The sequence below is a fragment of the Arsenophonus nasoniae genome (assembly GCF_004768525.1).
In the GTDB taxonomy this organism is placed as follows: Bacteria; Pseudomonadota; Gammaproteobacteria; order Enterobacterales; family Enterobacteriaceae; genus Arsenophonus; species Arsenophonus nasoniae.
Window position 1 is genome coordinate 3,518,028 of record NZ_CP038613.1, and the last position, 15,025, is coordinate 3,533,052.

Sequence of the window (15,025 nt, forward strand, 5' to 3'; positions counted from 1 at the left end):
AAAAAATTATTTCAGTAAAGTACATCCAATAAATTTTCGATCACTTTATAGTTTATTAAACAAACAGAGAGCTTTGAAAATAAACTCTCTGTTTATTGATTATTGCGCGTTATATTTTTATTTATAAACCCTACGCAACTATAATAAAAATTGAAATTTATTAGCAAAAAAAAATAATCTTAATAGAATTAGAATAATGAGAAATAATCATAATTGACGTTAGAGAGTTAATTTTAAATATGTTACCAATTGATTTTAATAATAAAATATCCTATTCTCCACTCTATACTCAAGCATCTAATAATAACGATGAAGATTTAGCTGATAAATATCCCGATTTAAAAATACAATCAACGGATCCCTCCCCAGCAAGAAAATCGCATGACAAGATTGCGACCAATAGCGATAAACTACATCCATCGGAGCAGGTCATATCACTATTTTTATCAAATAAAAAAATTGAATCAGAATCCGATGAAAACCAATACCAGTTATGTCACAAAGAACTATCCACTATCATGACCTCAGCCTATGAAAAAAGTCTAACTTTTCGGCGATTATTTAATTATGCTTATGATACCAATCTTTGCGATGGTGACAAATGGTATCTATCAACTCAAGATGCCTTTAGCACCACTGTCACTGCAGAAGAGATAAAAGCGGAAAATGGTAAAAAAATTATATCCCTTACTACTGATCCTGCAAATTGTTCGCAATTTAATGAGGATTACCAACAAGAAAATGGTAATTATGCTCTGTTTAGTTTGATCCGCGCATTTATGCATGAAATCGTTCATGCGTTAACAATGCTTCCTGACGAGGATAATAATCATGCCAGAGGTGCAGTTGTAGAATATACCAATATTATTCTTAAAGAAATGGGCAATAAAGAACCTGCCAGGTTTAAGTATTAATATAATGCAGGTTAACATTAATAAATTTTAATATATCTTTATGTTAGCTTTTTTCGCTTTGAGAAATTAAATTTAATCTGACAGATATTATATAACCAATTAATATTTCTGTCAGATCAAAATAATTTCATTTATCGTGAGAAAAAATCACATTAATTGTTATTAATATTTAGTTGAAATCTATTTCTTTCCGCTTTTTGAAATGACAGAATTGGTGGAAAATTTTGATTACATGTCATTATCTCAATTTCACTAGTCGACATATTATATTTAAAACTTACTTGCCCACGAATAGCTGGTCTATTCTGGTTACTAATAATAGAAATATTAGCATTATACAAATTGCCATCTTGTGGAAAGGTACCAATACATTCATAATCTGTATTTGCTTTAATATATATTGGATTACATACAAAAGAAATATTAAATACAAGCTGATAAAATATATTATTGTTACCTGTATTATTGTTAAGTTGTATCGCTAATATATCGGTATACTTAGGAAATACGGTAAATCTTGATAAGCCTGCTATCTCTGATAGATCTGGTGTATCGTATTGCCAAGTTTTTGTTATGTTACCAGGGGCGTTATTAGCTGCATAATCCTTCCATCCTTGAACTTGTGAAAGTCTACCAACTCTGACAGAATTAAATTTATCATTCAGTTCTGTAGAAAGGCGATACTCTTGATTAGATTCTCTATATAAAAAACCATCACCAGTATAATTTTTTCCTTTATAAAAAATAACACCTGTTGAAAATAATTGATTATTATTCATAAATATCCTTTTATTTTATAATGTTGATTAAGTTTATTTAATAATATACAAAAATTTAAAGTCATATACAGCAATATAAAAATTTAATGTAAATTTTATATTATATTTCGTGTAGTGATGCGCAAGTTACTTTTAATAAAAAAACAAAACTTTATCTAAAATTAATTTATTTTTCAATTAAATAAAAATAATTTATAAGAAAAACAATTAACACAAATATAAAATTGATTCTTTAATCTAGCGATTTAAATTATTTTTACCATAAAAAATATCAATATATTTTATATTTAAAAATAATAAAATAATTTATATACTATAATTAGTCTGTTTGTTCACTACCTGGTTGAGAAAAAATCTATGAAAAAGATGCTATTACTAATAACCTATGTTTATGTTGTCGGATGTACTAGTCAAACAGAATCATTGCCCCCCACTAAAACCATCGGCATGGCAAATCCTGCCTCAGTTTATTGTATTAAAAAAGGGGGAAAAATTAACATTGTCAAGACAACTAAAGGCGAAGTCGGTTATTGCCACCTCGCTAACGGTGTTAGTATCGAAGAGTGGACACTATATCATCAAGATCATCAATAAGTTATTGTTCCTTATATAGCAATTGCTACTGACTAAACTTTTTTCATATGCAACTTGCTATCGTAAAGCTAAAAATCAGATTATTACAAATATGATTGTATCTTTTAGAAAAATAATACTGTCATCCAAAATGTATCGATAAAAAACACTTTTTTATAATAGTTGTAGTTACTTTATTAATGACACTACTGCGTAGAAATCAGCTTAAGTTAAAAAAATGTTATTGAAAGGTTAAAATAAGCATCTATTATTAATATCGTTACATAACTATTAATTGAGGTGACTAATGAAATCATTTACAAAACTCGTTGCTATCGCTTCTGTATTAACATTTGGTTATATGTCAGCTATGGCTAGCCCAATAGGCGGTTTAGGTCTCCCTATCTCTGGCTTAGATAAAGTTTTAGAAACATCAGAAAATGTGGCTAATACTGGTGCTGATGCTGTAAATACAGCTACTAATACTGGTGCTGATTTTGTCAATAAAGCCACTGATACTGGTGCTGATTTTGTCAATAAAGCTACTGATACTGGCGCTGATGTTGTGAATAAAGCCGCTGATACTGGCGCTGATTTTGTGAAGAAAGCTACTGATACTGGTGCTGATGTTGTGAATAAAGCCGCTGATACTGGCGCTGATGTTATTAAGACAGGTGTAGAGACTGCCAAGACCGCTATAGGAGCGGCTACAAGTACCGCTTCAACAGTAACTGATCATGCAGAAATAACAGAAGAGTTAGAAAAAGCAGATGTTGCAAAAGGCTTATTGTAAGGCATAATCTTGCAATACAAATAAAGCGTTTAATTAATTAATACCTCTTCATTAAAATTAATAAAGAGGTATTTTTTTCAATAATAATTAATAAAAGCAAAAATAAATATTAATGATCTCAATTTGATGCAACAGATCATTGTTAAAGCATAATTACTTTTTTGTTATTAATAGTTTTTGGATTAAAATCATAAAGTACTTAGCCTGTTATCATACTTAACCCACTGCTCATAAATTATATAAGTATCTTAAAATTACAATCTACTAGTAAAATAAATCTCATTTTAGATTAATTAGAAAACGCTGCTTAACTTTATATAGTTATAATTAATATACAAATACTTATGTTTAACTATCTAATTTTTAAATGAAAAAAACAAATAATATCATGATTAAATTAGATGAAAATATAATTCAACCAAGCAATGCAAATACTCTTAATTCAACACAAAATTATTAGAAGATAATTTTTACAGTGAGATATTTTACATTTTTATTGTCGGTACAGCAAAATAAGCCGATATAATAGCAATCAAGCTATAAAATATTATTATTAAAAAATCACTTAGATAATTCATTGCAATGGTCAAATATTGACCTATTATTTAATAATAATTATCATTCTTATTAAATGAGGAGAAAACCGTAATGAAACTATTATCTAAATTATTTATTTTCATAATTCTGCTTGGCACCAGTGCTATCTCAATGAGCACAGTGTCAATATCCAGCCAAATTACCGATGTAGAGCCAACAGAAGAGCAGAGTAACGCGACTGAAAGTTCAAATCCAATATCACCAACAACTGCTGTTCCTGATTGCAGCCTGCCCCATAATAAAAAATGTTATCCCAGCTCCAATGCGACAGACTCTGTCTCAATAAAGGGGACAATTAAGCGGGTTACTATAAACCGAAATCCCCAAAATTGAGTGTAGGGAAATCCATGCCAGGGAAGGAGTTCGTTCGTTCCTAGGCGGATTGTTAATCAATAGCATGACTTAACTTACTAAGCTTTCTATCTTGCCAACCTGAAGTTTGTATTGAATACCCCTATTCATTCAATCGAATTAACTTATTTACCTTTTTTAATGCTAATTTGCCATTGGGCGTTGCCAGTTTGTTGAAAATCAATCACTTCATGACCTGACTTAGCAGCCCACTTCGGAATATTTTCTGTCGCTTGGGCACAATCGTATTTAATAATTAAAATATCACCGTTTATCATTAACTCTATCGCTTTTTGCACTTGAATCAATGGATATGGGCATAACTTTCCCCTGGTATCTAATTGAATTTCACTCATATGTGATAACCTCTATGATTTTATTTGCCATGGACGGATGATAGTAAAATAGCTAGTGAGCCAACTACCAAAAATAATACAAGGAATAAACACCCAACCTTGCCATGCAAACCAAGCGGTATTAACCAATGTATTACCTAACATGCAGCCACCCGCCAAACCGCTACCCATGCCCATTAATAAACCACCAATAAAATTTTTTACCATTGTGGCCAAACCTGGATTTCTAAATCTGAACTCTTGACTTCCCTTTGCGGCAATAAACGAACCCAACAAAATCCCGATTAATAAATAGCCGGCCCAGTCAAAAAATTTTAAATTCCCGTGAATCAACAATGAAAATAATTGCGCGCTGGGTCCGCTAATACCAAGCCCGCCAATCCGACCAGCAGATAAACTTGCCGGCCAGGCTAATAACGCAATGATTCCTACTAACATTGCCGTAATAAATGGATGCCAACGCGCTTCAAATAATAGATGGCTAATTCCTGTCTTTTTTGCTGTTATTTTTGCTGCATTGATAGGTTTCCACTGTTTGATATGTCTAATGGTTAAATAGATTGTTAGTGATATTAAAATAAGCATAATAACATAGGGTGATACATGAAAAGTTTGCGTAATTGTTCCGCTATCTAATATCTGGGAAGTAATCGGTGAAAAAAAAGATTTACTGACCGGTAAACGGACAAACCAACTGGCTAGGATAAAGCCAATAACAGCAATGATACTGCCAACTAAACCTTCAGCTGTTCGATAATAGGCGCCCGTAGAACAAGATCCGGCTAATGCCATGCCACTACCAAATAGAATGCCACCAACAATGGTTGCTAACCATAAAAATTTGGCATAAGGGAGTATGACTAATCCTAGACTTTGCAAGCCAAATAACCCAAAACTCTGAATAGAAATAACGATTAAAATAGCAATTATCATTTCACCATCACGAAATAAATAGAAATCTCTTAATCCGCCGGCTAAACAAAAACGCCCTCGTTGCATAATAAAACCAAGCAATCCACCTAATACTAAACCCGATATATGAGATAAACTTATCATTAATATCATTCCTAAAATTAAAATAACATTTTATAAAATCGAACTTTTTGAATTCTTGATAAAAAGCACAGTTTTAAATATAGTCTAGTTGTTGGGGATTACTTTTTATTAGCTAAAATAAATTGTTAAATCAAAGGATTAGTTTTTTATTTCTGTTTAAATATATTTAACACTATTTACCACAATATTTAATTCAAATTAAGCATAATAAAAATCTTATCCTGCTTTAAGCATCATTAAATTTACTAAATCTTATTTTATTTCTAACAATTAATGTTTCTGTCTATTATTTATAAAGATAATTTTATGTTTGAATGGCAATAATCCAATGAAAAGTGTACTAAATAGTCTTCCGGTATTTGTTGCTGCTGCTGAAGCTAACAGCTTCTCTCAAACAGCAGAAAAATTACATTTAACGCGCTCATCGGTAGCAAAAAAAATTGCTCAATTAGAAGCAAGACTGGGTATTACCCTATTTCATAGGACAACCCGCACACAAAGTTTAACTGAGGAAGGAACACTATATTATGAATATTGTCGACGTGCTCTCGATGAGATAGAAAAGATAGAAGACATCCTCAATAGCGGTAAGCTTGAAACTTGTGGCAAATTTAGACTCTCCATGCCGGTTTTATTTGGTCATTTATGTATCGCTCCACTACTCATTTCTTTAATAAAACAGTACCCCAAACTAGAACTAGAAATGTCATTTAACGATCGTATTATTGATCTTATCGAAGAAGGAATTGATTTATCAATTTATATTGGCACACTGCCTGATAGCAGTAATCTTGTCGCTAGAAAAATTGGCAAACACCGTATGACAATTTGCGCTTCTCCCTCATATCTTGCTCAGATGGGTGAACCACAAACAATTATAGAATTGGCGCAACATTTCGCTGTCGCTTATAGCCATTCAAATCGAATACAAAAATGGCGACTCAAAGACGATAACGGTGGTATATACGAATTCAGACCGAAAACAAGATTAATGATGGATGATATGCAAGCAATAAAAGACGCGATTATTTCAGATGCAGGTATTGCCTGGCTCCCTGATTGGTTAGTTAGAAAAGAACTGATCGATGGGCGTCTGAAAGAAATTATGCCTCGTGCAGGCGAAATAACTTTTTCTATTTATGCGGTATGGCCAAAAACGCCTTACCTTTCGCGTAAAGTTCGGCTCATTGTTGATACTCTAGTTAATGATTTACCCGCTTATATGGAAAAAATAGCGGCGCCAAACTGAGTAGATTTGTACTTACTCGTATTTTACATGCCAGTAAGTACATCATCATACTTAGGCTATAAGACTAGCCATTTTTGCATTAGCATTAGCAATTCCCTGTTCTTTTCCATGCGGTTTCATATCCATCCCTTCGGCATAAATAAACTCCACATCAGTGATACCAATCAATCCTAAAACCGATTTCAGATAAGGTGTTACTGCATCCGTCGGTTGTCCCAAATGAATACCACCGCGAGAACTGACAACAACTGCACGCACACCTTCAACTAATCCCATCGGATAAGTTTCAGTATATTTAAATGTAACACCTGCACGAGTAACAAGATCAAACCAATTTTTCAGTTGGGTTGGCACATTCAAATTATACATGGGTGCTCCGATAACAACCATGTCACTCCCTTTTAATTCAGCTATCAATTTATCTGATAGGGCGACAGCGTTAAAGGCTTTTTCACTGAAATTAGTCGCTCCTCGCATCGAATTAAACAGTTCATTATCCAATACCGGAAGATTAAGCGTGGCTAAGTCACGGATTGTAACTTCATCTTGTAATCCTTTTAATTGTCTTTTCGTCAGAAAAGTATCAATCAAGGAATTTGTTTGAGAATTATTTCCCATGATGCTGGATTTTAAAACAAGAATTTTATTCATAATATACTTCCTACTAAACTTTTATTTTATTATTTCAGCGCTGAATTTTTCATTACAAGCTTGTAACTTACAATACATTAGATTTTACTACTAAAAAAAATTGTTAGTGTTGAAAGAAAGAATTTATATTGATTCCAATAATGCAACAATTAAAAAAATAAAAGCCTCAACATAATATTAGCGAGGCTTTTATTTGTTCCAGCTTAAGTTAATTAAGTAATGTGTAATTTTAAGCAAATTATTTAGCTGTTTTTGTTTTTTTAGGCACTGAAGGTTTTTTTGTTGCTTTTAATTTTTTAGGCTCATTTTTCTTAGCTTTTTTAATCGCAATTTTTTTTACCTTCTCATCTTTTGGGATCTCATATTCAAGAAGAATTTTAAGTAAGCCATCACATAATTCAGCACTTTGAATTTTAGCATTTTTACCTAACGAATATTGGGCAGAGAACGATCTATGAGAAATACCTTGATGCAGCCATTCGCCTTTTTTTGGTGTTTCTTCTTTATGATCACCAACAACAAACAATTGTCCATTAGAAAACGAAACATCTAATTCATTTTCAGTGAAACCTGGCACACTGATTATTAGTTCATAATGTCTATCATCAATTTTCTTTAAATTATAGGATTCACTTGGCAATGCTAGTGGCTTAACACCCGTTAAGTGACTAAATAACTTATCTATCTTATCAAATCTGTCAGAATACAAATCATTTGTTAAAGCTGGAAATAAACTTAATGGACGAATCATAATAGACCTCCTAATATAACTTAATTAAGCGTGGAGAACGTTGTTCTCTATTATTCTTATAGGAGTTACTGCGGATTTTTCCACTTATTTATTACAATTTAAATCCACTGGTAAATAAAAACACAGAATAAACAGTTAGTTATTCAGTAGGGTTTTATTCACTAGTTTTTAATTTAATATCATCATCAATCAAAGATTCAATTAAGAAATTAGCAATTAATCCTGACGCTAACAAAATTTGGTTGCCACAAATTACAAAAAATCCACTTGCTTTTTTTCCAGAGGAAACACAGCGTTTATTGCCCTTCTTTTCAGTGATCCTAAAATAGAATAAATTTATCTGTGCTGATGAAGCTCATTTTTTATTTAAAAAAAAATGAAATATTGACCACAACTAATGAAATTTAGCACTAAATAATAGGGGCATAAATAAATATCCACGCCCCTTATCAATCCGCCATAACAAAATAGAAATTTATCTATAATGAATAGCTTAAAATTTAATTTGCCAGTTTTAAACCAATTATCCCAGCAAAAATTAGTCCCAGGCTTAATAAGCGGAATAAACTTGCCGATTCACCAAGAAAAATAATCCCAATTGTCGCCGTGCCAAGCGCTCCAATACCTGTCCAAATAGCATATGCCGTACCGGCAGGCAGCGTTTTCATTGCATAAGCTAATAACCCTATACTAAACAACATGGCTACTAAAGTGATAATACTGGGGGTTAATCGGGTAAATCCTTGGGTATATTTCAATCCTATTGCCCAAACAATTTCAAGTAAACCGGCTATCAATAAAACTAACCAGGCCATCATTCCTCCTAATCACTCGGGGTCGTCCCCAATAAAATGCTATTTCTCAGGTCGTCCTGAGCAACAGATGAAACTGAAAAAATTATAACCAGGCAGTATTATAACTTCAACATTATGTATGATTACTTAATTGCCATTGAAGATTAGTTTATTTAATTAAAATTTGATGTTCTATTTCTGTTACTATTTTCTGCAAAGGTGTCATAAATCTTAGCCAACTTGCTTAGTTTTGTCGCATTCTGGATAATAAATTATCCTTATTTATCCACCAGGGCAATCACAGCACTGCCCCTGGCAGCTTGTCATTTTTGTTAAACTCTATAGAAGTCTATAACCGTCGGGAACTAAAACTGGCTATAATTAATGCATGTTGATTAAACCGTCTGGCTAGCCGCTGATACGGGTTGAATAGTATATATTTTATTCATTAAACGCTTCAGACTATCAGCAATCTCAATTCTTATTTTTGCAGCTTGCAATATATTATTTTGTTCCCAATGCTTAATTGTATCTTGCCCAAAGTATTGAATAAAAGATCGTTTTCTATCTTTTATTATTGCTATGATTTTTGCAGTATCGATATTGTATTTGCTATCTTTACCACGATAAGGAAAATCCTTTTCTCCCATCAACCAGTTTTCATGAAGATAGTCTTCTATTGCGTGATCTGGTAATACCTGGAGCCGATACGCCACCTCTAAAGCAGGCATTAACTCTTTGTTGAAATTATTGAAATCTTTCGCTTCAAAAATATTATTTTCTACCGCAACTTGTCCTCTAATTGTTGATAATAAAGGACGACTACGAGGAACTGAGCTAATACCTGTTAATGAATCGGGCAGATTATTGGAAAAATTAGCATCTTTTTCCGTAAATAGGCTAGTCGAAGCCAATGGATTTTCTGGGCGAGCACCCTGCATAGCTCGTTGATAGCTTTCATTTTTAGCAAGCCCTCCAAAACCCAAAGTTCCAGAACCACCGAAATCTACCGTCATACCTTTAAATTCTGTCGGATGAATACGCTTATCAATAAAATAGCCAAAATTACAGAATGCAAAATTTAAATAATCCCAATTATTTAATAATCGTGATACGAAAAAATGTTTTAGTTGTTCATCGCGCAATTTTTGCGGTAGCAGTTTATTCATTTCCTCTAACATAGTAAATTTTATTAAATTTTTATTTTTTATTTGAGCTAATACATCAGGCTTAGCTAAATAGCTTTTATTAGGATATTTTTGCAGGATATTTGTTAATTCACAATCGGCCTTATTAAATATTTCTCTTAAAGACTGATATTTAACAACGCTTTTTTTTATATAACTATCTAACAAAAGTTCTTCTATTGCTGATTTTTTAATTATCTCAATCATCATTTTTTCATCTAGCAAAAAATCACCTAAGTCTTTGAAACTTGGTTCAACTTGAGAGGCAACACAAGCAAAGCTGGATAAATTTTTGCCATCTTGAAAATCGCCTCTTGTTTTCTTATTAAAAATAAAAAAATCATCGCAATCATTACACAAAAGCATTCTGGGAGCATCTAATCCTGTCATACTAAAAATCCCCCCCATAATCACTTCTTCGGCTGCCACATAATTACTATAAAAAGGATTTTTTACTCGAAATAATTCATTGTTATATTCAATATATTGGGCGGCTCGAGTATATAAAGCGCCATTCGTTTCTTTTTGTACAATTTTCCCTGACTTGAAACTAATCGGTCTTTTCTTCATTAACGCGTCAGAACCATTATGGGGGAATAGATGGGAAAATAGTGGAAAGTCTTGCTTATAACATTGGCTTAAACTGTATTCTGTCGGAGATAAACGCTTACCATGCTGAAAAAGAGCAATATTATTCCAATTAGTGTGCAAATTGGGATGTAACATTTGAGTGAGCTCCTTCTCAGAAACAATTAATACTCTTCCTGCTTTTGTTGGCGACAATAACAGATAATTAGCAGTCTCTTTTTTGTCCAATCTCCATTACCGGCCTGATCATCGAACAGCCTTTTAATTTCCGCATGTTGGAGTTGTTGTTGAATGTAAGGCAAATGCAAATATTTTTTATATAAGCTGTTTGCGGTGATCTTAATAGAATCCGCACCTTGCGTTCTGGTCGCTATGAGCGTTTGAATAAAAGCATCATTATATTTAGCTAACTCCATCAGATAGGGTTGCCGATCAAAATAATTGAGAAACGCAGGGATCATTGTTGGATGCGCTTCTAGCTTATTAATTAATTGCAATGAAGGTTTTTTTAAATAATTTTCTATTAGTTTATCGACAAAATTATTGATTTCTGGATTTTTTATAAATAGCGCTTTGCTAAAAATATCCAATAGTGATGGCGTCACATTGGTAAGATTAACGGTAGAGTGCTCTAGAGAATGAATGACTTGCAACGCCAATTTGGTTTTTAGTTGGCTATATTTATCATCAATACTATCGATACTGGTTAGAATGCTTCTCCCTTGAGGATTAAAATGATTAAGCTCAAACTCTAGATTATGCTCATTCCATTTACTAGGCAAAGAAAGGGTAAAATTATCAATCGTATTATCTAAAATAGCGCCAGAGAAGTTAGTACCATGAATAGATACTTGTTGCAAATTAGCATGGCTTAAATCAGTTTGAGTCAAATCTGCATGGGCCAAATTAGCATGCATCAAATTAGTATGGCTCAAAGTCGCTTGAGTTAAGTCAGCATTGATTAAATCAGCATTCACCAGATTAGTTTCTTTTAAATTCGCTCTTAACAAGTTTGCATTATTTAACTTCGCATCATTTAAAATCGCCCTATAGAGATCAACGCTTATTAAATTAGCATTATTTAAGTTGACGCGATGCAAAATAGCGCCATTTAAAGAAGCTTTATGTAGCGTCGCGTTAGTTAGATTAAGGTTTGATAGGTTGCTGCCGGATAAGTTAGCATCGGAAAAATTAACGAAAGTGAGATCGATTTTTTCAGCAAAAAGCGTGGAAAAATCGATATTATGCAAATTCTTGCTGGATAAATCGATAATCGTATTTTCTTGTTGTATTAGTAATAACTCTTTCAATTCATTCAAAGATATTTGCTCTAACTGAACTGTATTTGATTGAGCTGCTAATTTTTTAGCACCCATTTTTGCGCCCTTACCCCCCAACCCTTGGATTTTTAGTTGATAGAGTCTTTCTCCTATTGGAACCGGTGCTAACGCCAAATTACCTGCAGTATCACGCAAATACTTCCTGCCAAATGGCTGCCCAGTTTCTGGATAGACCTGTACGTAAATATCTTTACCCGATTGCCGACCAATCTTTGTGACTGGTACTTCTTTTAACTGTGCAGGGTGGTAAGCGGTTTCTATTTTAAATCGCTCACTATGAGCCACTGGGAAATCATTTGCTTTTTTTTCCAGCGCTTCGACTAATTGAGTTAATCCACTCAATTGCTGTTGGCTCTGCTTTGCCACTTTTTTTAAAGCATGAATCCCTTTTAAGCCACCCGATGCCAACAACTCAAATCCTGGATCGGCACTACGCAAAAAAGCAGTGCCTAATTCAGCAAAAAGATTGGCAGGCAAACTATTTGTTACATGAGGAATACCCGATTTAAGTAATTGCTTAGCACCTTGATGTAATGCCTGGCGGAGTGTCGCCTGCTTTAATGCGGTTTGAAGACCATTAACGGCTGCTTCCCCTACCGCAATACTAAATCGATTGCTAATATGAGCCGCTTTGGCGAGAAAAGGGAAAAAACCGCTAACATCAAATAAGGCAGCGCCAACCGCTTGGCCGGTATTACCTTTTCGCACTTCAGTGATTGTGGTATAGAAAGGAATAAGATGTAAGAAAAAAGTGTCAACTTTTTGCTGGATAGTGGGCTGATAACCTTCCTGTTGCAATTTTTCAGCTAGCCTATTGCGATGTAATGTCGATAAGCTACTGAGTAAAACTTGTGGTTTCTCATCCGCCTGTTTTAGCAAAGAATCAACATGCAGTCTTAATTGGTAATCATCATCGTCACGAATTTTATGATCGTGAGGAAACAGATCCAGGATGGCTTTTTTATCATAATCGACCCGATATAGCTGATAACGCCCTATTTCGGTATTGGCTTGCTTTTGCAATGCATAAATACGTTCTTCTCCATTAAAAATACATTTAAGCATATCAATTGAATCAGGAACACGGGTAATTAATGCACCAGAAGCCACCATTCCTAGCCTTGCTGGTGGCGGAAGTGGTGCGCTCCTTACACTGCCCTGAGCATTAAATTCAGCTTTTACTAGATAAATTTGAGCTTGTTGAATAAATTGCTGTTCTGCTTCACTGAAAGCGTTAAAAACCTGAGGTAAAAGTGTCAACTCCGTTTGCTTAAAAATATCTGCCAGCTGTTGATTTTGATTATTAAAAACCTTATCTATATTGGGTAATACTACTGCGTTACCCTGTCTGTCATGATATTTAACATCGCTATTTTTATACAAATAGTTATTTAACCATGTCTGCTCAACGTTATGCTCTATTAATTGTTGGCGAGCCAATTCCTGCCGACTTTTCCAATTATTAACACGTTGAACCCATTGGACAAAAGGGTTATTTTTACTATGCTGCGTTAGATGGTCAAAGTAAATATGATAAATCGAGAGCATTTTCACTTTATCAATCTCATGTGTGATTTGTTGATAGTTATTTTTTAATACACTATGGATCAAGGCGGGTAATTTGAAATATTGAATATATTCAACAGGTAGTTTTTCCTCTAACAACATAGTTTCTAGCCACATACCGATATTAATAATCTGATCCAGGCTCATGCTATTAAAATCAGCACCACTTTCGCTTAATAATGCTGTTCCTGCATGCAGATATCCCCATTCCGGCTGATTAATCACCATGTTTTGCAATCTTTGCTGATCATAAGAATTTTTCGGCTGCAAAAACAATGTTGGCATAATGTGGCTTAATACCTGTTGTTGATAATAATCACCAACATTAGCAGACAGTTGGTTAACTTCAATGTGGCTATTGAGTTGATTGAATACTCCTTGTTTCAAATTGTCATGATGGAATAGAGAATGCTGCTGTAATTTGATATCACAAATTTTTTTTAACAACCAACTATCAGCAGACGTATTAAATACCGCTTGCTGTAACCAATTAGCAATAACGGTTTGGCTATGGATAGCTGTGATTTGCTCGTTCTGACCAGATCCATATTGACCAAGCGGTTTTAACAGTAATCGGGCAAGTTCAGATATTTTGCTATTATCATTTTTACAGCGTGCAACATAATTAATAACATGATTAACAAGTTCACCTGCTGGTATAGCCTTTTTATCATGATTGATTATGCCCTCTTTAATTAACAGTAAACGTAAAAGTCGATTTTGTTCATCATGGGCAATATTATAAAATTCGTTAATTGTTATTGATAAGTTGATTTTTTGATTATCAAAAGATTGATTATTAAAAATAGCGCTATCATTATTATTTGGCCACCAAGTTAATGATTTTCCTTTCTCTTCTTGCTCATTATCTATTAAATGTACCGGATACCCCGCTGCATTTGCTTGATTTAATTTCGTTTCGATCTCTTTTTTATTGTCTAATGTCGATGTCATCCAGATTGGCGATGTGAAAGCGTGATTTATGATTATCATTATTAATTCCATGTAAAAATTTAACAAATAAATCATATTTGAAACAATTTACAGATAAAAACAAAAAACGATCATATTAATTAACAAAATAATATTTCATCAATCAATTACTTGATGTTAATTGGTTGTTTTAGCATGGTTTAATATTTTATTTACATAAAATTAATGACCATAACCTACCGTGATGGCTTGAGGGAAGTTAAAAATGGCCTGTCACATGGTCAATAACAACGACAAGGTTGGTTAGGATAATGAATTTTAGACCACTAAAGCACAAAAAGCGTGGATGAAATAGACGTTGAGTTTATTAGAATAGAACGATTTATTTTATCGAACATCTTTACCATAATATTATCAATAAATTACCACATTTAATTTATACAGAAAATGCAGTTGGCAACAAAAAATAGGCCTGTACTTAACCGCTATTGGAGGAGAGTAAAAAACCAGCAACAGCATATGTACAGGCAACTATTATTGCTTTAAT

At 33.3% G+C, this 15,025-nt stretch carries 13 protein-coding genes; 5 read left to right on the forward strand and 8 right to left on the reverse strand.

What is annotated here, in order from left to right; translation table 11 throughout:
* Window positions 1-239: 239 nt before the first annotated feature.
* Window positions 240-914 (forward strand): PipA/GogA/GtgA family type III secretion system effector, encoded by a 675-nt coding sequence (locus tag ArsFIN_RS17770; protein WP_026822997.1) that lies wholly within the window; start codon window positions 240-242, stop codon window positions 912-914.
* 152 nt (window positions 915-1,066) lie between these two features.
* Here the strand turns inward: ArsFIN_RS17770 and ArsFIN_RS17775 are convergent, their stop codons facing one another.
* The gene (locus tag ArsFIN_RS17775) at window positions 1,067-1,693 is read right to left on the reverse strand and encodes a beta/gamma crystallin domain-containing protein (protein WP_026822998.1); all 627 of its coding nucleotides are present in this window, start codon (window positions 1,691-1,693) and stop codon (window positions 1,067-1,069) included.
* A 357-nt stretch (window positions 1,694-2,050) separates the two neighbouring features.
* Between ArsFIN_RS17775 and ArsFIN_RS17780 the strand changes: the two genes are divergently transcribed.
* The 3 genes from ArsFIN_RS17780 to ArsFIN_RS17790 all read left to right on the forward strand — a co-directional run bounded on the left by ArsFIN_RS17780 (window position 2,051) and on the right by ArsFIN_RS17790 (window position 3,989).
* A complete protein-coding gene (locus tag ArsFIN_RS17780) occupies window positions 2,051-2,287 on the forward strand; it encodes a putative hemolysin (RefSeq protein ID WP_026822999.1) in 237 nt (78 codons plus the stop codon).
* 286 nt (window positions 2,288-2,573) lie between these two features.
* On the forward strand, window positions 2,574-3,059 hold the full coding sequence (locus ArsFIN_RS17785) for a hypothetical protein (protein ID WP_026823000.1): 486 nt from the start codon (window positions 2,574-2,576) through the stop codon (window positions 3,057-3,059).
* Window positions 3,060-3,707: 648 nt separating this feature from the next.
* Window positions 3,708-3,989, forward strand: a complete 282-nt coding sequence (locus ArsFIN_RS17790; protein ID WP_026823001.1) for a hypothetical protein — start codon at window positions 3,708-3,710, stop codon at window positions 3,987-3,989.
* Between the two features lie 143 nt (window positions 3,990-4,132).
* Here the strand turns inward: ArsFIN_RS17790 and ArsFIN_RS17795 are convergent, their stop codons facing one another.
* Both ArsFIN_RS17795 and ArsFIN_RS17800 read right to left on the reverse strand, forming a co-directional pair.
* A complete protein-coding gene (locus ArsFIN_RS17795; RefSeq protein WP_026823002.1) occupies window positions 4,133-4,363 on the reverse strand; it encodes a sulfurtransferase TusA family protein in 231 nt (76 codons plus the stop codon).
* Between the two features lie 12 nt (window positions 4,364-4,375).
* Window positions 4,376-5,419, reverse strand: a complete 1,044-nt coding sequence (locus ArsFIN_RS17800) for a YeeE/YedE family protein (RefSeq protein ID WP_051297036.1) — start codon at window positions 5,417-5,419, stop codon at window positions 4,376-4,378.
* Window positions 5,420-5,747: 328 nt separating this feature from the next.
* On the opposite strand from ArsFIN_RS17800, the gene ArsFIN_RS17805 reads away from it, so the two are divergent.
* Window positions 5,748-6,668: a LysR family transcriptional regulator gene (locus tag ArsFIN_RS17805; protein WP_026823004.1), complete on the forward strand. Its 921-nt coding sequence runs from the start codon at window positions 5,748-5,750 to the stop codon at window positions 6,666-6,668.
* 51 nt (window positions 6,669-6,719) lie between these two features.
* Here ArsFIN_RS17805 and ArsFIN_RS17810 read toward each other — a convergent pair whose 3' ends face one another.
* The 5 genes from ArsFIN_RS17810 to ArsFIN_RS17830 all read right to left on the reverse strand — a co-directional run bounded on the left by ArsFIN_RS17810 (window position 6,720) and on the right by ArsFIN_RS17830 (window position 14,499).
* Entirely contained in the window at window positions 6,720-7,319 is a 600-nt protein-coding gene (locus ArsFIN_RS17810) for an FMN-dependent NADH-azoreductase (RefSeq protein WP_026823005.1), read from the reverse strand.
* A 238-nt stretch (window positions 7,320-7,557) separates the two neighbouring features.
* Window positions 7,558-8,070 (reverse strand): Hsp20 family protein, encoded by a 513-nt coding sequence (locus ArsFIN_RS17815; RefSeq protein WP_071846875.1) that lies wholly within the window; start codon window positions 8,068-8,070, stop codon window positions 7,558-7,560.
* Between the two features lie 500 nt (window positions 8,071-8,570).
* Window positions 8,571-8,885 (reverse strand): quaternary ammonium compound efflux SMR transporter SugE, encoded by a 315-nt coding sequence (sugE, locus tag ArsFIN_RS17820; RefSeq protein ID WP_026823006.1) that lies wholly within the window; start codon window positions 8,883-8,885, stop codon window positions 8,571-8,573.
* A gap of 374 nt (window positions 8,886-9,259) precedes the next feature.
* Window positions 9,260-10,867: a hypothetical protein gene (locus ArsFIN_RS17825; protein ID WP_135678043.1), complete on the reverse strand. Its 1,608-nt coding sequence runs from the start codon at window positions 10,865-10,867 to the stop codon at window positions 9,260-9,262.
* Window positions 10,804-14,499 carry a pentapeptide repeat-containing protein gene (locus ArsFIN_RS17830; RefSeq protein WP_167876706.1) on the reverse strand — a complete coding sequence of 1,232 codons (3,696 nt, stop codon included), beginning with the start codon at window positions 14,497-14,499 and terminating at the stop codon, window positions 10,804-10,806. The genes ArsFIN_RS17825 and ArsFIN_RS17830 overlap by 64 nt, the downstream gene beginning before the upstream one ends.
* Window positions 14,500-15,025 lie beyond the last annotated feature (526 nt).

Excerpts from the sequence above, each read along its gene's own strand:
- ArsFIN_RS17810 (WP_026823005.1), bottom strand. The coding sequence starts at position 7,319 with ATGAATAAAATTCTTGTTTTAAAATCCAGCATCATGGGAAATAATTCT.
- ArsFIN_RS17780 (WP_026822999.1), top strand. The coding sequence starts at position 2,051 with ATGAAAAAGATGCTATTACTAATAACCTATGTTTATGTTGTCGGATGT.
- ArsFIN_RS17785 (WP_026823000.1), top strand. The coding sequence starts at position 2,574 with ATGAAATCATTTACAAAACTCGTTGCTATCGCTTCTGTATTAACATTT.
- ArsFIN_RS17795 (WP_026823002.1), bottom strand. The coding sequence starts at position 4,363 with ATGAGTGAAATTCAATTAGATACCAGGGGAAAGTTATGCCCATATCCA.
- sugE (WP_026823006.1), bottom strand. The coding sequence starts at position 8,885 with ATGGCCTGGTTAGTTTTATTGATAGCCGGTTTACTTGAAATTGTTTGG.
- ArsFIN_RS17790 (WP_026823001.1), top strand. The coding sequence starts at position 3,708 with ATGAAACTATTATCTAAATTATTTATTTTCATAATTCTGCTTGGCACC.
- ArsFIN_RS17800 (WP_051297036.1), bottom strand. The coding sequence starts at position 5,419 with ATGATAAGTTTATCTCATATATCGGGTTTAGTATTAGGTGGATTGCTT.
- ArsFIN_RS17815 (WP_071846875.1), bottom strand. The coding sequence starts at position 8,070 with ATGATTCGTCCATTAAGTTTATTTCCAGCTTTAACAAATGATTTGTAT.
- ArsFIN_RS17830 (WP_167876706.1), bottom strand. The coding sequence starts at position 14,499 with ATGACATCGACATTAGACAATAAAAAAGAGATCGAAACGAAATTAAAT.
- ArsFIN_RS17775 (WP_026822998.1), bottom strand. The coding sequence starts at position 1,693 with ATGAATAATAATCAATTATTTTCAACAGGTGTTATTTTTTATAAAGGA.
- ArsFIN_RS17805 (WP_026823004.1), top strand. The coding sequence starts at position 5,748 with ATGAAAAGTGTACTAAATAGTCTTCCGGTATTTGTTGCTGCTGCTGAA.
- ArsFIN_RS17770 (WP_026822997.1), top strand. The coding sequence starts at position 240 with ATGTTACCAATTGATTTTAATAATAAAATATCCTATTCTCCACTCTAT.